Below are 24155 nucleotides of genomic sequence, written 5' to 3' on the forward strand. Positions count from 1 at the left end.
CATCGACCCGGCGCGCGAGCGGCCTTGTCGATGGGGTTATCATGTTCAGGACTATCATTCGTACCACGCTTTCCGTGGCCGCACTCACGGCCGCGCTGCCCGCCTTTGCCGAAGAAGAAGCGGGCGAGGCCGACAGCATCATCGTAACCGCGACGCGCGCGCCGCTGACGCTCGACGAGATCCCCTCGTCGGTCGCGGTGCTCGACAAGGAAGCGATCGACCGCAGCCAGGATATCGGCGTCACCGAATTGCTGCTGCGCACGCCGGGGATCAGCATCGCGCGCAACGGCGGTTACGGTACCTCGACCTCGCTGCGCATCCGCGGCGCCGAATCGGAGCATACGGTCGCGGTGATCGACGGGGTCAAGCTCAACGATCCCTCGTCGACCGGCGGCGGCTTCAACTTCACCAATTTGCTCGTCGGCGACATCGACCGGATCGAAGTGCTACGCGGACCGCAGTCGATCCTGTGGGGCAGCCAGGCGATCGGCGGCGTGGTCAACATCGTCACCGCCTCGCCCGAAAAGGCGCTCGAAGGCAGCTTCGATCTCGAGGCCGGATCGCGCGATACGGTGAGCGCGCGCGCCGCGCTCGGCGGCAAGACCGGCCCGCTCGCGTGGCGCATCGGCGGCCAGCGCTTCACCACCGACGACATCTCGTCGCACGCCAAGGCGTTCGGCGGGGTCGAGGCCGACGGCTATCGCAACAGCAACGTCTCGGGCCGCGCCGAACTCACCCTCGCCGACAATGTCAGCGTCGACCTGCGCGGCTATTATTCGAGCGGACGGGTCGAATTCGACGGCTTCAACACCGACAGCGCCGACTATGGCCTCAACAAGGAGTTGATTGGCTATGCGGGGCTGAACCTCGATCTGGCGGGCGGGCGCTTCCGCAACCGCTTCGCCTATGCCTATACCGACACCAACCGCGACAATTTCAACCCGACACGCGCGCGGCCGCAAAGCTTCGAGGCCGACGGCAAGAACAAGCGCTTCGAATATCAGGGCAGCTTCGACATCGCCGATCGCATCACCGCGATCTTCGGCGCCGAGAACGAACGCTCGACCTTCCGCAGCCGCTCGCCCTCGGCGTCGCTCGTGGTACCCGTCCCGGCCTTCGCGCGCGGCGAGGCCGAGATCACCAGCGCCTATGGCCAGCTCAGCGTCGAGCCCATCGATGGGCTGACCCTCAACGGCGGCGTCCGCTACGACGATCACGACCGCTTCGGCGGCCAGACCCTGTTCGCCGCGGGCGGCGTATGGCGGCTGTCCACCGGCACCGTGCTGCGCGCCAGCTATGGCGAGGGGTTCAAGGCGCCCAGCCTGTTCCAGCTGTTCAGCGAATTCGGCAACACGGCGCTCGACCCCGAGGAGGCGAAGGGCTGGGAAGCGGGCATCGAGCAGCAATTGTTCGATCGCAAACTCGTCGTCGGTGCCGCCTGGTTCGATCGCCGTACGACGAACCTCGTCATCTTCAACAGCTGCAGCGGCACCTCGACCAACCCTTTGTGCTTCGTCCCCGGCGATCCCGCCACGCGCCGCTCGGGCTATTATTCGAACGTCGCGCGCGCCGAGGCGCATGGCGTCGAGGCCAGCGCCGCGCTGACGCTCGGTGGGCTCAGGCTCCACGGCAATTACAGCTGGATCGTCGCCGAGGACCGCTCGCCCGGCGGCGCCAATTTCGGCAAATGGCTGCCGCGCCGCCCGCGCAATATGGCGAACGCGTCGGTCAGCTATGGCTTCGATTTCGGGCTCGAACTCGGCGCCGCGCTGCGCTGGTCGGGCAAGAGCTTCGACAACGCCAGCAACGCCCAGCGGCTCGACGATTATACGCTCGTCGACCTGCGCGCCGAGATGGCGCTGTCGGACGCGGTGAAGCTGTTCGCGCGCGCCGAGAATATCTTTGACGAAAGCTATATGACCGCGTTCCGCTACGGCTCGATCGGCCGCAGCTTCTACGCCGGCATCAGGGGGCGCTTCTGATGGCGGCGCTGTCAGACCGCGGCGCCTTGGCGCTCTGGGTGTCGCTGCTCACCGCGGCGAGCACAGCGACGACGCTCGTGCTCGCCTGCGCGACGCCCTTCCCTTCGCTCGCGGCGCTCGCGGCGGTGCATATGCGCCGCCGCGACGGCCTCGCGCTGATGCTGCTCGCCTGGGCGGCGAGCCAGTTCATCGGCTTTTTCCTGCTCGGCTATCCGCGCGACGGCAGCACGCTGGCGTGGGGCGTCGGGCTCGGCACCGCCGCGATCGGCTCGGCGCTCGCGGGCTATGCAGCGCTGCGCGTCGCGGGATACCGCTCGGTCGCGGCGCAGCTGAGCCTCGCCTATGCGGCGGGTTTCACCGCGTTCAAGGGGATCATCCTGCTCTGGGCGCTCGTCCTCGGCGGGCTGCACACCGCGATGGCGCCCGACCTGCTCGTCGAGCAGTTCCTGCGCAACGGCGCGATCCTGATCGGGCTTTACGCGCTCTATCGCCTACTCGTCTTCGTCGGCGTCCCCGCGCCGCCGAAGCCGGCGGCGGCATGATCGGCGCATGCTGACCCCGGTCGACCCCGGCCCCGCGGTCGTGGCGTGCAGCACCTGCCGCCACGACCGCCTGTCGCGCACCGATGCCGCGGGCGTCGCCGGCGGCGCGCGGCTGGTCGAGGCGCTCGATCGCGTCAAGGCATCCAACCCGCGCTACGCCGGCATCGCGGTGCAGGCGATGCCGTGCCTCTTCGCGTGCCAGGATCATTGCACCGTCCACCTGCGGGCGCCGGACAAGGTCGGTTATGTCCTCGGCCGCTTCGCCCCCGACGAGGAAGCGGCGCGCGCAATCCTCGATTACGCCGTGCACTATGCCGCCAGCGAGCATGGCCGCGTCGCCTACGCCCTGTGGCCCGAAGGCGTGAAGGGCCATTTCATCACCCGCACCCCGCCGGCAGGATTTATCGCCGAATGACCATCTTCGCCTCCATCGCCGCCTTCGAGGCCGCGCTCGCCGACCTGCCGGGCCCCGACAGCGAAGCGCAGCATGCCGCCCGCGCACGGCAGGCGCAGCTCACCAAACCCGCGGGATCGCTCGGGCGACTTGAGGAGATCGCAATCTTCTTCGCCGGCTGGCAGCGCCGCGAGCGCCCGCGCGTCGAGCATGGCCGCGCCGCGATCTTCGCGGGCAATCATGGGATGACCGTCCACGGCGTCAGCGCCTTTCCGCCCAGCGTCACCGAACAGATGGTCGCCAATTTCCGGAGCGGCGGCGCCGCGATCAACGCGCTCGCGGGCGCCGCGGGGCTGGACCTCGTCATCGTCCCGCTCGACCTCGATCGCCCGACCGCCGATTTCACCGTCGGCGCCGCGATGTCCGCGACCGAATGCCTCGACGCGCTCAATACGGGCGCCGCGGTGGTCGACGAAGGCCTCGACCTGCTGCTGCTCGGCGAGATGGGGATCGGCAATTCGACCGCCGCCGCCGCGCTCTGCGCGCGCAGCTTCGGCGGCACGGCGGTCGACTGGACCGGCCCCGGCACCGGGGTCGATCGCGATGGTATCGCGCGCAAGATCGCGGTGGTCGCGCGCGCGCTCGAAGTCCACGCCTATGCCGCGACCTCGGCGTTCGAGAGTTTGCGCCGCGTCGGCGGGCGCGAGATCGCGGCGATGGCGGGCGCGGCACTGCGCGCGCGCCAGCTCGGCGTGCCGGTGCTGCTCGACGGTTTCATTTGCAGCGCGGCGCTCGCCCCGCTCGCCGCCGATAATCCGGCGATCACCGACCATTGCCTCGCGGGCCATTGCTCGGCCGAGCCGGGGCATCGGCGTCTGCTGGACAGCCTCGGGCTCGAACCCATCCTGTCGCTCGGCATGCGGCTCGGCGAGGGCAGCGGCGCGGCGGTCGCGGCGAACATAGTCCGCGCCGCGCTCGCCGCACATGGCGAGATGGCGACCTTCGCCGAAGCCGCGGTGTCGGAATCGCTGTGAAGCCATACGCGCTCCACCTGCTCCGCCACGGCGCGCCCGAAACGCCGGGATTGCTGCTCGGCCGCACCGACATGGCGCCCACGGCAGACGGCATCGCCGCCTGCGCGGCGCAGGCCAAGGGTCTTGCGATCGAGACGCTGATCAGCTCGGACTTGGCACGCTGCCATGCCGCCGCCACGGCGATCGGCGAGGCGGCTGGCCTGCCCGTGACGACCGACCCGCGCTGGCGCGAACTCGACTTCGGCGACTGGGACGGCCAGCCCGGCTCCGCGATCGACGCCGAAGCGCTCGGCCGCTTCTGGAGCGATCCCGACGCCAACCCGCCGCCCGGCGGCGAGCCCTGGTCGGCGCTCGCCGCGCGCGTGGCGGCGGCGCTCGCCGACCTCGCGCCATGCGCCACCTTGGTCGTCACCCACGGCGGCACGATCCGCGCCGCGCTGCACCGCCTCTGCGGCTTCGACCAGCGCCAGCTCTGGTCGTTCGACCTGCCCTATGGCGTGCTCGTGTCGTTGCAGGTCTGGCCTGATAGCGCGCAGCTCGTGGCGATCCGGCCATGAAAGGGCTCGTCGTCGCGATCCAATTCCTGACGCGCCTGCCGACGCCGCGCATCGCGGTGTCGAGCGAGGAATTCGCCGCCTCGATGCGCTGGTTCCCCGCCGTCGGCCTGATCGTCGGCGCGCTCGTCGCGGCGGGCGGCTGGGCGGGCGCACGGCTCGATCCCTGGACCGGCGCGCTCGCCGCACTGCTGCTCTGGGTCGCAGTCACCGGCGCGCTGCACCTCGACGGGCTCGGCGACATCGCCGACGCCGCGGGCGCGGCACACAAGGACCGGGACCGGATGCTCGAAGTCATGTCGGACCCGCATGTCGGCAGCTTCGCGGTGGTAGCGATCGCTCTGCAACTCATCGCCAAGCTGGCCCTGCTGCACGCGCTGATCGAGGGCGAAGCCTTCATTGCCATCGCGCTCGTCCCCTTCGTCGCGCGCATCGGCCCCCTGCTCTGGTCGCGCTGGTTGCCCGACCTCCACGCCGGGCTCGGCGCGCGCTTCCGGGGTGTGATCCGCCCCGTCGATCTCGCGATCTGGGCGCTGCTGCTTTTCACCGCCGCCTGGTGGTCGCCATCGCTGCTGCTTACTCCGCTGCTGCTCGCCGCATGGGGCTGGTGGCTGCTTCGCAAGATCGGCGGCATCTCGGGCGATGGCCATGGCGCCGGGATCGAGATCGTCGAAAGCGCGCTCCTGCTCGCCGCGCTCGTCTGGCCGCACGTCGCATGACCGGGGCCTGGACCTGGCACGGCGGCAACCTCGCCGCCGCCAAGCGCCGCTTCGGCGGCGGCGATTGGATCGACCTGTCGACCGGGATCAATCCGTTGCCTTGGCCGGACGCAAACCGAATTCCTATCGACTGGCAGCGCCTGCCCGACCGCGACGCGCTTGCAGAACTGGAGGCCGTCGCCGCCGCCTTTTTCGGCGCCGATCCCCACCACGTCTGCGCCGTTCCCGGCACCGAAATCGGCCTGCGCCTCGCCGGGCGGCTGATCGGCGGCGAAGCGCGGCATGCGGCGCCGAGCTATCGCACGCACAGCGAGATGATCGCGGGCAGCCTTGCCGCCGCCGACGCCGACCTCGCGGTACAAGGCGGCACGATCATCCTCGCCAACCCGAACAACCCCGACGGGCGTATCCTCGCACCGGAAGCCCTCGACGCACTCCTCGCTACGCGCGGCGACGCCGGCTGGCTGCTCGTCGACGAAGCCTTCGCCGATTGCGACCCGGCGCCGAGCATCGCCGCGCGGATCGCCGACGACCGCCGCCTGCTCGTCTTCCGTTCCTTCGGCAAATTTTTCGGCCTCGCCGGGGTGCGGCTCGGTTTCGTCCTCGGCCCCGAGCCCTTCCTGCAAGACCTGCGCGCGATGCTCGGCGCCTGGCCGCTTTCCGCGGCTGCGATCGCCATCGGGACTGCGGCCTATGCCGATACCGACTGGATCGCCGCCGCCCGCCGTCGCCTGCCCGGCCAAGCCGCTGCGCTCGATGCCATACTGGCTGGAGCTGGCTACCGCCCGCAAGGCGCCTGCCCGCTGTTCCGGCTGATCGAAACCGAAGCCGCGCCCGCGCTGTTCGACCGCCTCGCCCGCCGCGCGATCCTCGCCCGCCCCTTCGCCGACCAGCCGCATTGGCTGCGCCTCGGCCTGCCCGCCGACGACGAAGCGCTCGTCCGCCTCAGCGCCGCGCTCGCCGATGGCTGAGCCGGTCGCTCTTGCCGCGCTGGCGCTCGATGCCGCGTTCGGCTGGCCCGCCGCGCTCTATCGCCGCGTAGGTCACCCGGTCGGGCTATTCGCATGGCTGATCGAGGGGCTCGAGCGGCGCTGGAACCGGCCCGAACAAAGCTTCGCCACCCGCCGCCTGCTCGGCCTGTTCGCGCTGCTCCTGCTCGTCGCGCTCGTCGGCGGCACCGCATGGCTCATCCAAAGCACGCTGCTCCGCCACCTCGGCACCCACGGCTGGCTCGCCGTCGCCTTCCTCGCCTGGCCCGCGCTCGCGCAGCGCAGCCTCTTCGAGCATGTCCGCGCCGTCGCCGACGCGCTCGAACACCACGGCCTTCCCGCAGCGCGCGAAGCCGTCGCCGCGATCGTCGGGCGCGATACCGCCGCGCTCGACGAAAGCGGCGTCGCGCGCGCCGCGATCGAGAGCCTCGCCGAAAGCTTCTGCGACGGCGTCGCCGCACCGCTCCTCTGGCTCCTCCTCCTCGGCCTGCCCGGCATCTGGATCTACAAAGCGGTCAACACCGCCGACAGCCTGATCGGCCACCGCGAGCCCCGCTGGCGCGCCTATGGCTGGGCGTCAGCCCGCACCGACGACGCGATGAACCTGATCCCCGCGCGCCTTGCCGCTGTCCTTATCTGCCTCGCAGGAAGCAGCGGCTGGCGCATCATGGTCCGCGACGCGCGCAACCACGCCTCGCCCAACGCCGGCTGGCCCGAGGCCGCGATGGCGGGCGCATTGGGGCTTCGGCTCGCGGGACCGGTCGCCTATGAGGGCGTCATGCACGACAAGCCCTGGATCGGCGACGGCAGCTCCGCCGCCACCGCCTTCGATATCCGCCACGCGCTCCGCATCTACCGCATCGCCTGTGCCCTGCTCTGGCTGATCGCGGGAGGCGCCGCATGGGCGCGCTGATGCTGCAGGGTACCGGCTCGGACGTCGGCAAGTCGGTGCTCGTCGCCGGCCTCTGCCGCGCCTTCGCCAACCGCGGGCTGACCGTGCGCCCCTTCAAGCCGCAGAATATGTCGAACAACGCCGCGGTCACGATCGATGGCGGCGAGATCGGGCGCGCGCAGGCGCTTCAGGCGCTCGCCTGCCGCACCCAGCCGCACAGCGACATGAACCCCGTGCTACTGAAACCGCAGGCCGACCGGACGTCGCAGCTGATCGTTCACGGCCGGGTCCGCGGCACGCTCGGCAGCGGCAATTTCCGCGAGGCGCGCGGCAGCCTGTTGGCCGAGGTCATGCAGAGCTACGACCGGCTCCGCGCCACGTGCGACCTCGTCGTCGTCGAAGGCGCGGGCTCGCCCGCCGAGATCAACCTGCGCGCCGGCGACATCGCGAACATGGGTTTCGCGCGCGCCGCGGCCGTCCCCGTCGTGCTGATCGGCGACATCGACCGCGGCGGCGTGATCGCCTCGGTCGTGGGGACCAAGGCGGTGATCGATCCCGCGGATGCCGCGATGATCCGCGGCTTCCTGATCAACAAGTTCCGCGGCGACCCCGCGCTGTTCGAGGACGGCTATCGCGAAATCGAAGCGCGCACCGGCTGGCCGGGTTTCGGCGTCATCCCCTGGCTCGCCGCCGCCGCGCGGCTGCCGAGCGAGGATGCGGTAATCCTCGAACGCCCCGCCGATCTGCGCGAGGGGCGCAAGCTGATCGCCTGCCCGATCCTGCCGCGCATTTCCAACTTCGACGACCTCGACCCGCTCAAGCGCGAACCCGCGGTCGAGCTGGTCATGGTCCCGCCCGGCCGCCCGATCCCCGCCGAGGCGGCGATGATCGTCCTGCCGGGATCGAAGGCGACGATCGCCGACCTCGCCGCGCTGCGCCGCGAGGGCTGGGACATCGACATCAAGGCGCACCACCGCCGCGGCGGCATGATCCTGGGGCTGTGCGGCGGCTACCAGATGCTCGGCCGCAGCGTCGCCGACCCGCTCGGCATCGAAGGCGAAGCCATGCACGCCGAGGGGCTCGGGCTGCTCGACGTCGAGACGATCCTGTCGCCCGCGAAAAGGCTGCGCCATGTGAAGGGCGAAGCGCTCGACGTCCCCGTTGCGGGCTACGAGATGCATATGGGCGAAACCGGCGGCCCCGGCACCGCGCATCCTTTCGCGCGCCTCGACGACGGCACGAGCGACGGCGCGATCAGCGCCGACGGCCGCGTCATCGGCTCCTATCTCCACGGCCTGCTCGCCGCGCCGGACCTGCGCAGCGCCCTGCTCGCGCGGCTCGGCCTCACCGGCAACGGCCGCGACCATAAGGCCGACGTCGACGCCGCACTCGATGACATCGCCGGCGAACTCGCTGCGCATGTCGACATAGATGCCTTGCTCGCGCTCGCGAGGCGCGGCGCATGACCAGCCTCTTCGTCCTCGGCGGCGCGCGCTCGGGCAAGAGCCGCTACGCGCAGGCCCGCGCCGAGGCCATCGCGGGGCGCCATATCTTCGTCGCCACCGCCGAAGCCTATGATGCCGAAATGGAAGAGCGCATCGCGCGCCACCGTGCCGACCGCGACGCGCGCTGGACGACGGTCGATGCGCCTTACGACCTGCCCGCCGCCATCGCCGATCACAGCGCCCCGGACGCGGTATTGCTCGTCGACTGCCTGACGCTCTGGACCTCGAACCTGCTGCTCGCCGGACGCGACATCGACGCCGCGACCGCCGACCTCTGCGCCGCGATCGCGCGTTTCGAAGGCCATGTCCTGCTCGTCGCCAACGAGGTCGGGCTCGGCATCGTGCCCGACAATGCGCTCGCCCGGGCCTTCCGCGACGCGGCGGGACGCCTCAACCAGGCGGTCGCGGCAACCACCGCCGAAGTCGTATTGATCGCCGCGGGCCTGCCGCTGACGCTCAAGTCCCCGCCCTCCTTTCGCGAGTAACCATAACAAGTTGGTCGACTTCGCTTCGCTCGCTGTTAGGATGGCGCGGGTGTAGGGGATCGCAGTGCTCGGCTTTTTCGCTTTTCTGTCGACTGTCGTTCTTTTCCTTCTGCTGATGGACGCACGGGCCCGGCTCAAGCGGGCCGAGGCGACGCTCGCCGAAGCCGCCAAGCGCATCGGCGCGTTGCAGCGCCACGCCGGATTGCTGCCTCCCAAGGAAGGCGAGAGCCCCGAACAGGCGCGCGCCAATGCGGCCGCCCCGTTGCCCACGGCGACCCCGTCGCCCGCTCCCGCACCGGCGCCCTCGTGGGTCGCGCCCTCGCCCGAAACGATCGACCGCTGGAAGCCGAAGCCCGACGTACCGGCGCCCGAAGAACCGGCACCCGCGGAAATCGAGCCCGAGGCGGCTGTCGAACCCGAAACCGAAGACCTGCCCGCACCGGTCGCCGCCGCGAGCGCGCCGCTGCCGTCGATCGAGCAGGAAGCCCCGGTCGAGGATGAGCCGATCGTTCCTGAACCCGTCGCCGCCGAACCCGCGGCGCCGGAACCGGTTGCCCCCGAACCCGCGGTCGAGGAGCCCGTTCTCAAGGCCAAGTTGCCCGAGCCCGAACCCCCTGCCGGACCGCCCCCCGCCCCGCCCGGACCGCCGCCGACGATGGCGTCGCGCTTCGAGAACCTGTTCGGCAAGACGCTGCCGATCTGGGCCGGTGGCATCACCCTCGCGATCGCGGGCGTGCTGATCGTCCGCTATGCGATCGACGCGGGCTTCTTCGCGCGCGTCTTCACCCCCGGTGTCCAGGTCATCGCCGGCATGCTCTTCGGCCTCGGGCTGATCGGCGGCGCCGAATATGCCTGGCGCAACGAGGACAAGGTGCGCGACCTCCGCGTGCCGCAGGCGCTGTCGGGCGCGGGCATTGCGACGCTCTATGCCGCGATATTGGTCGCGGCCAATGTCTATGGCCTCATCGGCCCGCTGGCGGCCTTCGTCGGGCTCGCCGTGGTTACCGCGGGCGCGCTCGGACTGTCGCTACGCTTCGGCCCGCCCAGCGCGCTGCTCGGGCTGGCAGGCGGTCTCGCCGCGCCCGCGCTCGTCGGAGCGATGGAACCCAATGTGCCGCTGCTCGCGGTCTATCTCGGCCTCACCATCGCAGGGCTCGCGGGGGTCGCGCGGATGAAGCGCTGGCCGTGGCTCGCGCTCGCCGCCTTCTTCGGCGGGGTGGGCTGGAGCCTGTGGATGCTGCTCGCGACCACCGCGCTCGACACTTTGGGCTCGCTGTCGATCGGCGGCTATGTGCTGCTCCTCGCGCTGGCGCTGCCGATGATCGCCTTCGACGGCCCGCGCGCCGCGCTGCTCCGCGCCGGATCGGCGATCGTGGGCGCGTTGCAGCTCGCGCTGCTCGTCGGCATCGGCGGCTTCGCGCCGCTCCACTGGGGGCTGTTCATCCTGATCGCCGCGGCGGGCCAGTGGCTCGCCTGGCGCGAAAAGGACTTCGCGATCGTCCCCTCGATCAGCCTCGCGCTGTCGATCCTGCTGCTCGCCGTCTGGCCCGATCCGGCGGCGGGCTGGTTCGCCACCATCGGCCTCGCGCTCGCCGCGATCCACGCGCTGCCCCTGCTCGCGAAGCTGTGGGGCGAGACGCGGACCTTGCGCCGCACGCTCGAGCTTTGCGCGCTGGCGCTCGCCGCGCCGCCGCTGGTCAAATGGCATTTCTGGGATATCGCCGACAGCGCCCTGGCGCTCGTCGCACTCGGCGCCGCGCTCGTCGCCGGCACGGGCATCGCGCTCGGCTGGAAGGCCGAGGATCGCACCGCCGACAGCCGCTTCGCCTGGCTGACCGCGACCGGCGGCATCCTGCTCGCGCTCGCGGGCATCCTCCTGCTGCCGCACTGGATGACGCCCTTCGCGATCGGCGGCGTGGCGGCCGCGCTGCTCTTCTTCGGCAAGACGGCGGGCGACAAGCGCATCGAGCCGATCGCTGCGGGTTTCGCGGCCACGGCGCTGGTGTCGCTGGTCGCGACCCCGCTCGCTTTCGCCGAACTGCCGCGCCTCTTCGTCGGCGCCGGTGACGGCTTCGCCACGCAGGCGCTGCTGCGCTGGGCGGGCCTGACGGCGCTGCTGGCGCTGTTCGCCGGCAAGGCCGAGGGCCGCGTCCTGCGCGCCGCCGCGCTCGCCATCGCCGGCGGCCTCGCCTATGGCATGCTCGCACAGGTCGTCCCGGGATGGAGCCTGACGCTCGCGATGGGCGCGGTCACGCTCGGTCTCTTCCTCCTCGCGCGGCGCGGCGCCTCGCTGCCGGTCGAACTCCTCTCCGCCGCCTTCGGCCTCGCCGCGCTCGCGCTGCTCGCCGCGACGGGCCCCAATCTGCCCGCGCAATGGAGCCGCTTGTTCGGCAGCGACGCCGCGGTCGCCGCGACCGACGTCATCCGCTGGGCGGGCATGACCGCGCTGTTCGCGCTGTTCGCGGCGAAGGCCGGCCATCGCGCCCTGCGCTTCGCCGCGCTCGCGACCGCGGGCGCGCTCGCCTATGGCACGCTCGCGCAGGTCGTTCCCGGCTGGAGCCTGCCGCTCGCGATGGGCGCCGTGGCGATGGCGCTCTTCGCCATCGGCCGGCGCCGCGCCGCCTATCCGGTCGAATTGCTCTCGCTCGTCTATGCGCAGCTCAGCCTGTTGCTGCTCGCCGGAACGGGCCCGAACCTGCTCGCGCAATGGACCCGCCTCTATGGCAGCGACGCCGCGGTCGGGGCGACCGAAGTGCTGCGCTGGGCCGGCCTCGCTTTCGCGGGCCTCGCTTATGCGCTCCGGTCGGACACCCCCGTCATCCGGCGCGCCGGCCAGATCGCCGCGGCGCTACTCGCTTATGGCGCCTTCGCGCAGATCGTCCCCGGGGGCTGGCTGATGCTGGTCCCGGCGATCGGCGGCGCGACCGCCTTGCTCGCGGTGCGGCGCATCGCCTTGCCGCGCATCGACGGCGCGGCCGCCAGCTTTGCCGTGCTCAGCCTCGCCTGGGCTGCGGTCCCGGTCGCGGCCTGGGCGCTCGAGGCGCTGATGTCGATCGCGGGACAGCCGATGCTGCTCGCCCACCCCGCGCTCGCGGTCGACCAGTTGCTGCTGCGCCTGCTGATCCCCGCCGCGCTGTTCGCCGCGCCCCTGTGGCTGATCCGCGACCGGCTGCCGCGCTGGCTGCTCCTCGCCGGCTTCGCCATCGCGGGCATCGTGGGCGGCATCGCGGTCCATTGTCTCTATCGCCTCGGCTTCGCGGCGGTCGCCGGCGACGATTTCGTGACGACCGGCGTCGGCCAGCGCGTACTGTGGGAGGCATTGCTGATCGGCGGCGGCTGGCTGGCGATGGCGCGGCAATGGACAGGCCTCGCCCGCGCGCTCGTCTTCGCGGGGACGGCGCATGCGGTCTGGTACGGGCTGATGCTCCACAATCCCCTGTGGAAGGCGCAGGCGGTCGGCGACTGGCCGGCCCTCAACCTGCTCATCCCCTTCTTCCTGCTGCCCTGGCTGGGGCTGAAGCTGATCCAGCGGCTTTTCCCGAACGCCCCCGCGCTGCTCGACCGTGTGGTGCAGGTTGCGACGATGCTGCTCGTCGCGGGTTTTGCCTGGGCGACGCTGCGCCAGCTCTTCCACGGGGGCCTGCTGGTCGAACCGGGGGTCACCGCGACCGAGAATATCCTGCGCTCGATCCTGATCCTCGCGCTCGCGATCGGCTTCCTGCTCTGGGGTATCCGCCGCAACCGCCACGACTGGCGCATCGCGTCGCTGATCCTGATGCTCGGCGCGGTGGGCAAGGTGTTCCTGTTCGACGCCTCGGGGCTCGAAGGATTGCTGCGCATCGGGTCGTTCGTGGTGCTGGGGTTCAGCCTGATCGGCATCGGCTGGCTCTACAGCCGCCAGCTCGCGCGGCCATCGGCACCGGCGCCAGAGGCACCTGAAAAGCTGGAGTGACGGGAAAAGGTGGGACGATTCTGTTGCCCGGCTCGTCCCCAGCCGCTGGTATCCGATTCTGTTGCCCGGTTCGGTCCGAACCGCGTTCTATTTGAATAACCTTAGGCCGTGAGGCTTATCGGTTACGCAGCCAGAGCGAGTGCTTCGTTATCGTTAGCACTTATTGGTTTTGAGCCTTTAACGGGTTACTCAGCCCGGAAGAAACCACCGTCTTTGAACACACGTCGATCCTGGTTCGGCCCCGTCAGAAACCCGCGCACCCCTTCTGGAAGGGCGCGGGTTCGTGGTGGAGCCGCCGGGTACTGCCCCCGGGTCCGCTGTGCCTATTCCACGGCAACATTTATCCTCATAGTCGGCCGAGGCCGACCTTCCCCATATAGGAAGCCCGCCCGCGCTTGGAAAGGGCGCGGACGGGCTTGCCGTTGAAAAGCGGTGGAAAATTATTTCTTGCGCAGTTCGTCGCGGATTTCGGCCAGCAGTTCGACCTCGGTCGGGCCCGCGGGCGCGTCGGGTTCCCTGCGCACGGCCTTGTTCACCGCCTTCACGAGCAGGAAGATGATCCACGCCAGGATCAGGAAATTGATCGTCGCGGTGATGAATGCGCCATAGCCGAACATCGCGACCCCGGCTTCCTTGAGCTTGGCATAGTCGGTCGGCGAGACGCCCGCGGGCACGTCGCCCAGCAGGATGAACATGTTCGAAAAATCGACCCCGCCGAAGATCCAGCCGACGACGGGCATGATCAGATCCTCGGTCAGCGACTTGGTGATCGTCGCAAAGGCGCCGCCGATGATCACACCGACCGCGAGGTCTATGACATTGCCGCGCGCGATAAATTCCCTGAACTCTGCCAACATCTTGGCTCTCCCCGGATGGTTGGTCCTGCGTGCCGAAGGTGCCGCGCGGATTGCACAAAGGCAAGCACCATCCTATTATCTGTATTGTTGCGGCAAAACGCCGCCGGAGGGAGCCTCGATGACCATGACCATGCGTTCCGCCCGCTGGATGATCCTGCCCGTCGCCGCGCTGAGCCTGTCCGCCTGCGGCATCAACAGCGTGCCGACCAAGGAAGAGGCGGCGAAGGCGAAATGGGCGAATGTCGAAAATGAATATCAGCGCCGCGTCGACCTCTACCCCAATATCGAAGCGCTGGTGAAGGGCGCGATGAACCAGGAGAAGTCGGTGTTCGTCGGCGTTGCAGAGGCGCGTTCGAAAGCCTCGTCGATCCAGCTCACCGGCGACGACCTCAAGGACGCCGCCAAGGTCGAGCAATATCAGCAGGCGCAGGACCAATATGGCAGCGCGCTGAGCCGCCTGCTCGTCACGGTCGAGCAATATCCGAACCTCGTCTCGCCCAAGAATGTCGAGACCGCGCAGATCCAGATCGAGGGCACCGAGAACCGCGTGTCGCGCGCGCGCGAGGAATATAATGGCGCGGTGCAGGACTATAATACGACGATCCGCACCTTCCCCGACATCATCGGCGCGAAGATCGTGCACGGCGCCGAGCCGATGGTGCCGTTCAAGGCGGTCACCAAGGGCGCCGACGAAGCACCGAAGATGAACCTCGGCCAATAGGGTGCGCGCAGGCGCGGTCCTGACGGCTTTGGCAACGGCCTTGCTGCTCGTAGGCTGCAAGGCTGCCCCCGCCCCGGAGAAGGCAGCCGCGGCCGAGGACGCCGAATGCGCGCCGGTGCCGAAAGTGGAACTGGCCGGCCGGGTGACCGACGCCGCGGACATTCTCGCCGCGGCCGATGAAAGCCGGCTGGAAGCCCGCCTCGCCGCCTATGAGCAGGCGACGCGCCACCAGATGGTCGTCCTGACCGCGGCGAGCCTAGCGGGCCAGCCGATCGACACCTTCGCCACCTGCACCGCCAACCGCTGGGGCATCGGGCGCAAGGATGCGGACGACGGCATCCTGGTCCTCGTCGCGCCGGCGGAAAGGCAGGTGCGGATCGCAACCGGCCTCGGCATGGAAAAGACATTGACCGACGCGAAGGCGGCAACGGTGATCGACAGGATGACCCCGCATTTCACGGCAGGCGACTATGCCGGAGGCATCGACACCGCCATCGCCGCGATCGAAGCGGAAACGGGAGGGAGCCAATGATCGGGCGCTTGCTCGCGCTGCTCACGATGCTTGCGGCATTGGCGCTGTCGCCCGCCGCCGCGCAGACGATCCCCAAGCTCACCGGCCCGGTCATGGACCTCGCCGACCAGCTCGACCCCGCGCAGGAGGCGGCGCTCGACGCCAAGCTTCGCGGTTTCCAGTCGGCGACACAGCAACAGTTCGTCGTCGTCACCCTGCCCGACCTCGAAGGCTATGACATTTCCGACTGGGGCTATCGGATGGGTAATGCCTGGAAGCTGGGCGACGCCGAGCGCGACGACGGGCTGATCCTGATCGTCGCGCCCAAGGAGCGGCGCCTGCGGTTCGAGGTCGGCGACGGCATCGAGGGCGCCTTTCCCGACGCCATGGCGTGGATCATCATCCGCGACGACATCACCCCGCGATTCAAGGCGGGCGATATTCCCGGCGGCATCGACGCCGGGGTCGACGCCGCGATCAAGCAACTGCAACTGCCCCCCGAGGAGGCCGCCAAGCGTGCCGCCGCCGCCGACAAGGCCGAGCGGGACAGTGCCGACGACGGCGACATCGGCGGGCTGATCTTCGTCGCGATCATCATCTTTTTCTTCTTCGTCCTGCCGATCCTCTCGAGCCTCGGGCGCAAGGGGAAGAAGCGGCGCCGCAAGAACAGCCCGTGGGGCGCCCCGATCATCATCTGGGGCGACGATGACGACTGGGGCGGCGGCGGCGGATCGTCGGGCGGCTGGTAGGAGGACGGACGATGCCACGCAAAGTGAGCCATGTGAGCAGCGCCGATCACGACCTCGTCACCGCCGCGGTCGCCGCAGCCGAGGCGCGCACGAGCGGCGAGATCGTCACCGTCGTTGCGGCGCAGTCGAACGATTATGACGATGTCGCGCTCGTCTGGGCGAGCGTCATCGCCTTCATCGCGATGTCGGTGATCGCGCTCTTCCCCGAATTCTACCGCGGGCTTTACGACCGCATCACCGGCGGCTGGGGGCATGAGCTCACCGCCAATCAATGGCTGGGCACGGTGATCGCGGTCGGCGTCATCAAATGGATCGGCATGTGGCTGATCCTGCTGTGGCGCCCGCTGCGGCTGTGGCTGACCCCGCGCGCGATTCTGGCGGGCCGCGTCCGCGCGCGCGCGGTCGACCTGTTCAAGGTCGGCACCGAGGCCAAGACGCAGGGCCGCACCGGCGTGTTGCTCTACGTCAGCCTCAAGGAGCACCGTGCCGATATCGTCGCCGACCAGGCGATCGCCGCCAAAGTGTCGCCCGAGGTGTGGGGTGACGCCATGGCGGCGCTGATCGACCATGTCCGCGCGGGCCGCCCCGGCGAAGGCATGGCCGAAGCGGTGCGCCAGATGGGCGCCGTGCTCACCGAGCATTTCCCGCGCGGCAGCGAAAATCCGAACGAACTGCCCGACCGGCTGATCGAGCTCTAGAAAGAGAATAGCCCATGTCCCGCCCCGCCCCCGGCACCCCCATCGAAACGCGCTGGGAGGGCCGCTTCGTCACGGTGAAGCAGCAGGGCACGTGGGAATATGTGTCGCGCGCGCGCGGCATCCATGCCGCGGTGATCCTGGCGATCGACGATGCCCCCGACGGGCGCCATGTCATCCTGGTCGAGCAATATCGCGTGCCGATGGGGATGAACTGCCTCGAGATGCCCGCGGGGCTGGTCGGCGACGACACCGCGGGCGAGGCGGCCGAGCTCGCCGCGGCGCGCGAACTCGACGAAGAGACGGGTTATGCCGCCGCCCACTGGCGCAATGTCGGCGAATTCTACTCCTCGCCCGGCATGGTCAGCGAAAGCTTCACCCTGCTGGTGGCGACCGGCCTCACCAAGGTCGGCGAAGGCGGCGGGGTCGATAGCGAGGATATCATCGTCCACCGCGTGCCGCTCGCCGGGATCGAGGATTTCGTCGCGGCGAAACGCGCCGAGGGCTGCGGCATCGACGTGCGCGTCGCGATGCTGCTGGTGGGCGGGCTGCTCGCGGGGGTCTAGCGCCCCTTGAAGCGCCAGCGCAGCAGCGGGCGCGCCAGCAGCAGTCCGGCGAGGAAGCCGCCGACATGCGCCCAGATCGCGATATTGGCGAAGTCGCCGCCGCCCGCGATGCCGATGAGCAGTTGCAGCCCGATCCACGCCGCGGCGAGCCACAAGGCGCGCACCCAGGGACCGGGGATCGGCCCGATCGCCGAAGTCCGCGTGCGGCTGAAGATCAGCGCATAGACCGCGAGCAGCGCCGAAATCGCCCCGCTCGCGCCGATCACCACGACGAGCGATGCGGGATTCGCGATCCATTGCGCGAGCGCGCCGGCATAGGCCCCGGCGACGAGCAGGAAGGCCGTCGCCGAGGAACCGAGCGGCGTTTCGAGCTGGCGTCCGATGAACAGCAGCATCACCATGTTGAAGACGAGATGCAGCACCCCGGCGTGCAGGAAGGCCGAGGACAATGGCGTCAGGGCGAAGGGCAGCAGCGTCCCGGGCGGCGCGATCAGCTCGCTGCCGAAACGCCCCGGGATGAACCCGGCGCCGACGAAGGCCTGCTGCTCATAACCCGTGATCGCCAGCAGCACGAAGATGACGACGCACGCCACCGCATAGCCGGTGATCACGGGGGTCCGGGCGGCGTTCATCGACGCGGGCACCCGGTCAGACGAATTCGATCTTGGTCACCAGATAATATTTGTCGCCCGCGGGCACGGTCACCTCGATCTCGTCGTCGACGCGGCGCCCGATCAGCGCGCGGCCCAGCGGCGAGTTGTAGCTGATCTTGCCGTCCTTGGCATCGGCTTCAGCCTGCCCGACGATCTGGTAGCGGATCGGCTTGTCGTCCTCGTCGGCGAGGGTAACGGTCGCGCCGAACACGATGCGGTCGCCCGACAGCGTCGTCGGGTCGATCACCTGCGCGCGCGACAGCCGGTCCTCAAGGTCGCCGATCGTCGCTTCGACCTGGCCCTGACGCTCTTTCGCGGCGTGATATTCGGCATTTTCCGAAAGGTCGCCATGCGCGCGCGCTTCCTCGATCGCATCGACGATCAACGGTCGCTCGGCCTTGAGAGCGCTGAGCTGTGCGCTCAGCTTCTCATAGCCTTCTGCCAGCATCGGCACCTTTTCAACGCTTGCCATTATCCTGTTGTCCTTCGTCAATAATCCTGCCCCGGCGGGAGAGCGCCGGGCGGCAGAGCCGCTGGTTCCGTCGATGTCGGGGGGTGGAGCGGTCCCTCAATAATAGTCCTGAAGCGGCTTTACTTCAAGACTGTGCGCGCGCAGCGCCCCGATCGCCTGCGTCGCGGCTTCGCTTGCGGCGGCCGTGGTGTAATAGGCGATGTCGGCCGCCAGCGCCGAGGCGCGGATCGACTGCGAGTCCTGCAGCGACTGCCACCCCTCGGTGGTGTTGAAGATCAGCTGCACGTCGCCGTCCTTGATCCGGTCGACGATATGCGGGCGTCCTTCGGCGACCTTGTTGACGCGCTCGACGGCGATGCCCTGTCCATCGAGATAGTCGGCGGTGCCGCCCGTCGCGATGACGCGCCAGCCCCAGGCGCGCAGCTGCCGCACCGCATCGACGATGCGCGGCTTGTCGCTGTCCTTGACCGACACGAACAGCCGCCCGTCGGTCGGCAGGCGGTCGCCCGCGCCGAGCTGCGCCTTCGCAAAGGCCAGGTTGAAATTGCTGTCGATTCCCATGACTTCGCCGGTGGACTTCATCTCGGGCGACAGCACCGGGTCGGTGCCGGGGAAGCGCGCAAAGGGGAACACCGCTTCCTTCACCGCGACATGCGCGATGTCGCGGTTGATCTTCGGCAGGTCGGCGAGCTTCTCGCCCGCCATCACCCGCGCCGCGATCTTGGCGATCGGCGACCCCACGGCTTTCGCGACGAAGGGCACGGTGCGGCTCGCGCGCGGGTTGACCTCGATCAGGTACACCTCGTCGCCCTTGACTGCGAACTGGATGTTCATGAGGCCACGGACTTCGAGCGCGCGCGCCAGCGCATCGGCCTGGCGCTCGATCTCGGCGACGATCTCCGCCGACAGGCTGTACGGCGGGATCGAGCAGGCGCTGTCGCCCGAATGGACCCCGGCTTCCTCGATATGCTGGAGCACCCCCGCGACGACGACGTCGGTGCCGTCGCACAGTGCATCGACATCGACCTCGATCGCATCGCGCAGATAGCGGTCGATCAGCACCGGCGAGTCGCCCGACACCTGCACCGCGGTCTCGATATAATTTTCGAGCTGCGCCTGGTCGTCGACGATCTCCATCGCGCGGCCGCCGAGCACGTAGCTCGGGCGCGTCAGCACCGGGTAACCGATGCGCGCCGCGACCGCGACGGCTTCCTCGCGGCTGCGCGCGATGCCGTTCTCGGGCTGCTTGAGCCCGAGCTTGTTGACCAGCGCCGCAAAGCGCTCGCGGTCTTCGGCAAGGTCGATCGCATCGGGCGAAGTACCGAGGATCGGGATGCCCGCGGCGGCGAGCGCCTGCGCGAGCTTGAGCGGTGTCTGCCCGCCGAACTGGACGATCACGCCGACCAGCGTGCCCTTCGACATCTCGACGTGCAGGATCTCCAGCACATCCTCGGCGGTCAGCGGTTCGAAATAGAGGCGGTCCGAGGTGTCGTAATCGGTGCTCACCGTTTCCGGGTTGCAGTTGATCATGATCGTCTCGTAGCCCGCATCCTCGAGCGCAAAGCACGCGTGGCAGCAGCAATAGTCGAACTCGATCCCCTGCCCGATGCGGTTCGGGCCGCCGCCGAGGATGACGATCTTCCGCCGCTCCGACGGATTCGCCTCGCACTCGGGGGTGCCGAAGGTCGGCGCCTCATAGGTCGAATAGAGATAGGGCGTCTGCGCCTGGAATTCGGCGGCGCAGGTGTCGATCGTCTTGAACACCGGCCGCACGCCCAGCTTGTGGCGCAGGTCGCGCACCTCGGCCTCGGTCACGCCGCCGGTCATCGCCTTCACCGCCTCGTGGATCAGGCCCGAACCACGCGCGGTCGCGCGCTGGGCGCCCGGATGGAGGTTCGCCGACTGGAGCGCCAGATAGGCGAGGCGCTTGTCCGAAAAGCCCATGGCTTTGAGCTTGCGCAGCCCCTCGGCATCGCGCGGCAGGCCGTTGGTGCAGACCTCGGTCTCGGCTTCGACGATCTCGGCAATGCGTTCGAGGAACCACATGTCGTAGCCCGCGACGCGGTTGATCTCGGCGAGCGGCAGGCCCTCGCGGATCGCCTGCGCGGCGTTGAGCAGCCGGTCGGGGGTGCGCTGCGCGAGTTCGCTGCGCAGCTGGTCGTGGCTCGCGCCCTTGAGGCGGTCGACGAAGTTGAAGCCCGAAAGGCCCGTTTCCAGCCCGCGCAGCGCCTTCTGCAGGCTCTCGTGGATCGTGCGCCCAATCGCCATCACCTCGCCGACCGACTTCATCGCGGTCGACAAGGTCGCCTCGGCGCCCTTGAATTTCTCGAAGGCGAAGCGCGGGATCTTGGTGACGACATAATCGATCGTCGGTTCGAACGACGCCGGGGTCACCCCGGTGATGTCGTTCATGATCTCGTCGAGCGTATAGCCGACCGCCAGCTTCGCCGCGACCTTGGCGATCGGGAAACCCGTCGCCTTCGACGCCAATGCCGACGAGCGCGACACGCGCGGGTTCATCTCGATCACGATCAGGCGGCCGTCCTTCGGATTGACCGCGAACTGGACGTTCGACCCGCCGGTCTCGACCCCGATCTCGCGCAGGCACGCGATGCTCGCGTTGCGCATGATCTGATATTCCTTGTCGGTCAGCGTCAGCGCCGGCGCGACGGTGATGCTGTCGCCGGTGTGCACGCCCATCGGATCGACATTCTCGATCGAACAGATGATGATGCAATTGTCCTTGCGGTCGCGCACCACCTCCATCTCATATTCTTTCCAGCCGAGGAGCGATTCCTCGATCAGGACCTCGGTGGTCGGCGAGGCGATCAGCCCGCCGCGGACGATATGTTCGAACTCCTCGCGGTTATAGGCGATGCCGCCGCCGGTGCCGCCGAGCGTGAAGCTCGGGCGGATGATCGAGGGCAGCCCGGTGCGTTCGAGCACCGCAAAGGCTTCCTCCAGCGTGTGCGCGACGCCGCTGCGCGCGCTTTCCAGGCCGATCTTGTCCATCGCGTCGCGGAACTTCTGCCGGTCCTCGGCCTTGTCGATCGCCTCGGCATCGGCGCCGATCATCTCGACGCCGTACTTCGTCAGCGTGCCGTCGTTGAACAGCGCCAGCGCGGTGTTGAGCGCGGTCTGCCCGCCCATCGTCGGCAGCACCGCATCGGGACGCTCCTTGGCGATGATCTTCGCGACGATCTCGGGCGTGATCGGCTCCACGTACGTCGCGTCGGCGAGGTCGGGATCGGTCATGATCGTCGCCGGGTTGGAGTTGACGAGGACGATGCGATAGCCCTCCTCCTTCAGCGCCTTGATCGCCTGCGTCCCCGAATAGTCGAACTCGCACGCCTGGCCGATAACGATCGGGCCGGCGCCGATGACGAGGATGGATTGGATGTCGGTTCTTTTGGGCATTATTCTTTTTCTCGAAATTCGATTTGAACGTCGTGGCCGTTTTTGCGGGCGACTTCAAAAATGCAGGAAAATGCTTTGCTATTTTTTTTGACGACCGGAACTTCGGTAGCCCCAGGGCTACTGTGCGGAGTACGCGGATGTGCTCGAAACACGTAGTCCTCGCCGCCACATCCATGCACCAGCTTCGCGCTGACCGATCCATTCCGGCCGTCTTCGTAGACCATCGAAGGCAGGCTTGTTCCGTAGTCGTCGATAATCAGAACCGCTTGCTCCACGGGGCGCTGGCTCCATGCGAGGTAAGCAACGCACGAGATCGCGCTGGCCGTTGCCGCACCAGCCAAAAAAGCGCGTAGCAAACTGATCTTCACTGCACATTCCGATCAACGCCGATCTGCGGGTCGGTCCCGCCGACCTCGGCGATGAAGTCGAGCACCGGCCGCGCCGTCGCCGCAACCCAGGCAGAGTCGGGCACGACATCCTCATATTCGAAGATCAGATGATGCCGCCCGACCCCGCGCGCTTCGGCAAAGCCACGCGCCTCTGCAAGCTGCACCGCCTCATAGGGCAGCCGCCGCGCGCAGGTGATGTTGAGCCGCACCCCCGCGCCCCAGCGCTCGGGATGCGCCGCCGCATCGGCCGCCAGCGCGTCGAGCTGGTCGGCAAAGCTCACTTCAGCCCACCCACGAACTTCTCGAACAGGTAGAAGCTGTCCTGCGGCCCCGGGCTCGCCTCGGGGTGATATTGCACGCTGAACGCGTTCTTGCCGGTGATCGCGATGCCGCAGTTCGATCCGTCGAACAGGCTGCGGTGCGTCTCGACCACGCCCTTGGGCAAGGTCGCGGTGTCGACCGCGAAGCCGTGGTTCATGCTGGTGATCTCGACGATTCCGTCCTCGCTGCGCTGTACCGGGTGGTTCGCGCCGCGGTGGCCCTGATGCATCTTCACGGTCTTGGCGCCCGCCGCCAACCCGAGCAACTGATGGCCGAGGCAGATGCCGAAGATCGGGACGTTACGCTCGAGCAACCCCTTGATCACCGGCACCGCATAGTCGCCCGTCGCCGCGGGATCGCCCGGGCCGTTCGACAGAAACACCCCCGCGGGGCGCAGCGCGACGATCTCGTCGAGGCTCGTCTTCGCGGGCACCACCGTCACCCGCGCACCGGCCTTGACCAGATTGCGGAAGATATTGTCCTTCGCGCCATAGTCGACCGCGACGACATGCGGCGCAGCGTCGGCGGCGCGCTTGTGATCCGAGACCTCATAGCCCGACCCCAAATGCCAGACGCCCCCGTCCCAGCTTCCCTGCCGTTCGCGCGTGACCGTCTTGGCCAGGTCCATGCCCTCCAGCCCCGGCCAGCCCTGCGCGAGCAGCAGCAGCCGGTCGATGTCGAACTGGCCGTCGGGGCTGTGTGCGACGACCCCGGTCGGCGCGCCCGCATCGCGGATGCGGCGCGTCAGCGCGCGCGTGTCGATGCCGGCGAGCCCGATCAGCCCCTGCGCCTTCATCCAGTCGGGCAAGGTCTGCACGCTACGAAAGCTGCTCGGCGCGGTCGGCAGTTCGCGGGTGATGCAGCCGATCGCGGCGCGCTTCTCGCGCTCCATATCCTCGGGATTCGCGCCGACATTGCCGATATGCGGGAAGGTGAAGGTGATGATCTGCCCGGCATAGCTCGGGTCGGTCAGGATTTCCTGATAGCCGGTCATCGCGGTGTTGAAACAAATCTCGCCCACACCCGCGCCCGCGGCGCCATAACCCACGCCCCACAGGATCGTGCCGTCGGCGAGGACCAGGACGCCGGTCGCGCCATCGGGCTGACTTTTGGGCGCGACTTTAGGCGCCTCTGGGGGGTTGGCTGGTGCCATTCAACATGCTCCGGACGGGGGGCTAAACGGCCGACCAAGTAGGAGGCAAAAAAGTGATTCACAAGCTATCGGTTTTGGAAACTTGCCGCTAGAGAGGGCCTTTCCGAAATTTGCAGCGCATGGGAACACGCAATGATTCGTGACGACATCAAGGCTGCGCAGGTTGCCGCGATGAAGGCCGGCGACAAGGCGCGGCTCGGTACCATCCGGCTGATGCTGGCCAAGATCAAGGACAAGGACATCGAACTGCGCACCGGCACCGCGCCGGCCGACGACGATGTGCTGGTCACCGATGTCCTGCAGAAGATGGTCAAGCAGCGCCGCGAGTCGATCGCGATGTACGAACAGGGCGGGCGGCAGGAGTTGGCCGACATCGAGGCGGCCGAGGTCGTGGTGATCGAGGATTTCCTGCCCGCGCAGCTCAGCGAAGCCGATGCGACCGCGGCCATCAAGGCGATCGTCGACGAACTCGGCGCGACGAGCCTCAAGGACATGGGCAAGGTCATGGCCGCGGTGAAGGACCGGCTGGGCTCGCAGCTCGACATGAGCAAGGCGAGCGGGTGGGTGAAGGCGGCGCTGAGCTGAACCCCAGCGTCCCGCCCC

At 68.7% G+C, this 24155-nt stretch carries 24 protein-coding genes and 1 other RNA gene; 17 read left to right on the top strand and 8 right to left on the bottom strand.

What is annotated here, in order from left to right:
- Positions 1-41 precede the first annotated feature (41 nt).
- The 11 genes from ATE62_RS09345 (at position 42) to ATE62_RS09395 (ending at position 13048) form a co-directional block, all read left to right on the top strand.
- The gene (locus ATE62_RS09345; protein ID WP_082662706.1) at positions 42-1982 is read left to right on the top strand and encodes a TonB-dependent receptor plug domain-containing protein; all 1941 of its coding nucleotides are present in this window, start codon (positions 42-44) and stop codon (positions 1980-1982) included.
- Entirely contained in the window at positions 1982-2524 is a 543-nt protein-coding gene (locus ATE62_RS09350) for a hypothetical protein (RefSeq protein ID WP_058806393.1), read from the top strand. The genes ATE62_RS09345 and ATE62_RS09350 overlap by 1 nt, the downstream gene beginning before the upstream one ends.
- Before the next feature lie 7 nt (positions 2525-2531).
- Positions 2532-2939, top strand: a complete 408-nt coding sequence (locus ATE62_RS09355; protein WP_058806394.1) for a DUF1636 domain-containing protein — start codon at positions 2532-2534, stop codon at positions 2937-2939.
- Positions 2936-3952, top strand: a complete 1017-nt coding sequence (cobT, locus tag ATE62_RS09360; RefSeq protein ID WP_058806395.1) for a nicotinate-nucleotide--dimethylbenzimidazole phosphoribosyltransferase — start codon at positions 2936-2938, stop codon at positions 3950-3952. Before ATE62_RS09355 ends, cobT begins: the two co-directional genes overlap by 4 nt.
- Complete coding sequence (locus ATE62_RS09365) at positions 3949-4509, top strand: histidine phosphatase family protein (protein ID WP_058806396.1); 561 nt, start codon at positions 3949-3951, stop codon at positions 4507-4509. Before cobT ends, ATE62_RS09365 begins: the two co-directional genes overlap by 4 nt.
- Positions 4506-5225, top strand: a complete 720-nt coding sequence (locus tag ATE62_RS09370) for an adenosylcobinamide-GDP ribazoletransferase (RefSeq protein WP_058806397.1) — start codon at positions 4506-4508, stop codon at positions 5223-5225. Before ATE62_RS09365 ends, ATE62_RS09370 begins: the two co-directional genes overlap by 4 nt.
- Positions 5222-6196 carry an aminotransferase class I/II-fold pyridoxal phosphate-dependent enzyme gene (locus tag ATE62_RS09375; RefSeq protein WP_058806398.1) on the top strand — a complete coding sequence of 325 codons (975 nt, stop codon included), beginning with the start codon at positions 5222-5224 and terminating at the stop codon, positions 6194-6196. Before ATE62_RS09370 ends, ATE62_RS09375 begins: the two co-directional genes overlap by 4 nt.
- Positions 6189-7127 carry an adenosylcobinamide-phosphate synthase CbiB gene (gene cbiB, locus ATE62_RS09380; protein WP_058806399.1) on the top strand — a complete coding sequence of 313 codons (939 nt, stop codon included), beginning with the start codon at positions 6189-6191 and terminating at the stop codon, positions 7125-7127. Before ATE62_RS09375 ends, cbiB begins: the two co-directional genes overlap by 8 nt.
- Entirely contained in the window at positions 7115-8572 is a 1458-nt protein-coding gene (locus ATE62_RS09385; RefSeq protein ID WP_058806400.1) for a cobyric acid synthase, read from the top strand. Before cbiB ends, ATE62_RS09385 begins: the two co-directional genes overlap by 13 nt.
- On the top strand, positions 8569-9096 hold the full coding sequence (gene cobU, locus ATE62_RS09390; protein ID WP_058806401.1) for a bifunctional adenosylcobinamide kinase/adenosylcobinamide-phosphate guanylyltransferase: 528 nt from the start codon (positions 8569-8571) through the stop codon (positions 9094-9096). The genes ATE62_RS09385 and cobU overlap by 4 nt, the downstream gene beginning before the upstream one ends.
- 115 nt (positions 9097-9211) lie before the next feature.
- Positions 9212-13048 carry a DUF2339 domain-containing protein gene (locus ATE62_RS09395; protein WP_156422278.1) on the top strand — a complete coding sequence of 1279 codons (3837 nt, stop codon included), beginning with the start codon at positions 9212-9214 and terminating at the stop codon, positions 13046-13048.
- A gap of 47 nt (positions 13049-13095) precedes the next feature.
- Here the strand turns inward: ATE62_RS09395 and ssrA are convergent.
- Positions 13096-13454: a transfer-messenger RNA gene (gene ssrA / locus ATE62_RS22875) on the bottom strand.
- Between the two features lie 34 nt (positions 13455-13488).
- The gene (gene mscL / locus ATE62_RS09400) at positions 13489-13905 is read right to left on the bottom strand and encodes a large conductance mechanosensitive channel protein MscL (RefSeq protein WP_058810622.1); all 417 of its coding nucleotides are present in this window, start codon (positions 13903-13905) and stop codon (positions 13489-13491) included.
- A 118-nt stretch (positions 13906-14023) separates the two neighbouring features.
- Between mscL and ATE62_RS09405 the strand changes: the two genes are divergently transcribed.
- Genes ATE62_RS09405 through ATE62_RS09425 form a run of 5 tightly spaced genes read left to right on the top strand, consistent with a single transcriptional unit; the run spans position 14024 to position 17147 of the window.
- On the top strand, positions 14024-14626 hold the full coding sequence (locus tag ATE62_RS09405) for a LemA family protein (RefSeq protein ID WP_058810623.1): 603 nt from the start codon (positions 14024-14026) through the stop codon (positions 14624-14626).
- A gap of 1 nt (position 14627) precedes the next feature.
- On the top strand, positions 14628-15158 hold the full coding sequence (locus tag ATE62_RS09410) for a TPM domain-containing protein (RefSeq protein ID WP_058810624.1): 531 nt from the start codon (positions 14628-14630) through the stop codon (positions 15156-15158).
- Positions 15155-15886: a TPM domain-containing protein gene (locus ATE62_RS09415; protein WP_058818503.1), complete on the top strand. Its 732-nt coding sequence runs from the start codon at positions 15155-15157 to the stop codon at positions 15884-15886. The genes ATE62_RS09410 and ATE62_RS09415 overlap by 4 nt, the downstream gene beginning before the upstream one ends.
- Before the next feature lie 11 nt (positions 15887-15897).
- Complete coding sequence (locus ATE62_RS09420) at positions 15898-16584, top strand: TPM domain-containing protein (protein WP_058809980.1); 687 nt, start codon at positions 15898-15900, stop codon at positions 16582-16584.
- Between the two features lie 14 nt (positions 16585-16598).
- Entirely contained in the window at positions 16599-17147 is a 549-nt protein-coding gene (locus ATE62_RS09425) for an NUDIX hydrolase (protein ID WP_058809981.1), read from the top strand.
- On the opposite strand, the gene ATE62_RS09430 is transcribed toward ATE62_RS09425, so the two are convergent.
- The 6 genes from ATE62_RS09430 to carA form a co-directional block, all read right to left on the bottom strand.
- Positions 17144-17779, bottom strand: a complete 636-nt coding sequence (locus ATE62_RS09430) for a rhomboid family intramembrane serine protease (RefSeq protein WP_058809997.1) — start codon at positions 17777-17779, stop codon at positions 17144-17146. The two genes, ATE62_RS09425 and ATE62_RS09430, sit on opposite strands and share 4 nt — an antisense overlap.
- A gap of 16 nt (positions 17780-17795) precedes the next feature.
- Positions 17796-18272, bottom strand: a complete 477-nt coding sequence (greA, locus tag ATE62_RS23260) for a transcription elongation factor GreA (protein WP_058809982.1) — start codon at positions 18270-18272, stop codon at positions 17796-17798.
- Between the two features lie 96 nt (positions 18273-18368).
- Positions 18369-21689, bottom strand: coding sequence for a carbamoyl-phosphate synthase large subunit (gene carB / locus ATE62_RS09440; protein WP_058809983.1), 3321 nt, complete (start codon positions 21687-21689; stop codon positions 18369-18371).
- Positions 21689-22057: a hypothetical protein gene (locus ATE62_RS23265; RefSeq protein ID WP_156420654.1), complete on the bottom strand. Its 369-nt coding sequence runs from the start codon at positions 22055-22057 to the stop codon at positions 21689-21691. Before ATE62_RS23265 ends, carB begins: the two co-directional genes overlap by 1 nt.
- Entirely contained in the window at positions 22054-22359 is a 306-nt protein-coding gene (locus ATE62_RS09445; RefSeq protein ID WP_058809984.1) for a hypothetical protein, read from the bottom strand. Before ATE62_RS09445 ends, ATE62_RS23265 begins: the two co-directional genes overlap by 4 nt.
- The gene (gene carA, locus ATE62_RS09450) at positions 22356-23552 is read right to left on the bottom strand and encodes a glutamine-hydrolyzing carbamoyl-phosphate synthase small subunit (RefSeq protein ID WP_058809985.1); all 1197 of its coding nucleotides are present in this window, start codon (positions 23550-23552) and stop codon (positions 22356-22358) included. The genes ATE62_RS09445 and carA overlap by 4 nt, the downstream gene beginning before the upstream one ends.
- Before the next feature lie 132 nt (positions 23553-23684).
- Here carA and ATE62_RS09455 point away from each other — a divergent pair, with 132 nt between their 5' ends.
- Complete coding sequence (locus tag ATE62_RS09455) at positions 23685-24137, top strand: GatB/YqeY domain-containing protein (protein ID WP_058809986.1); 453 nt, start codon at positions 23685-23687, stop codon at positions 24135-24137.
- Positions 24138-24155 lie beyond the last annotated feature (18 nt).

This window comes from Sphingopyxis sp. HIX (assembly GCF_001468285.1).
Lineage (GTDB): Bacteria > Pseudomonadota > Alphaproteobacteria > Sphingomonadales > Sphingomonadaceae > Sphingopyxis.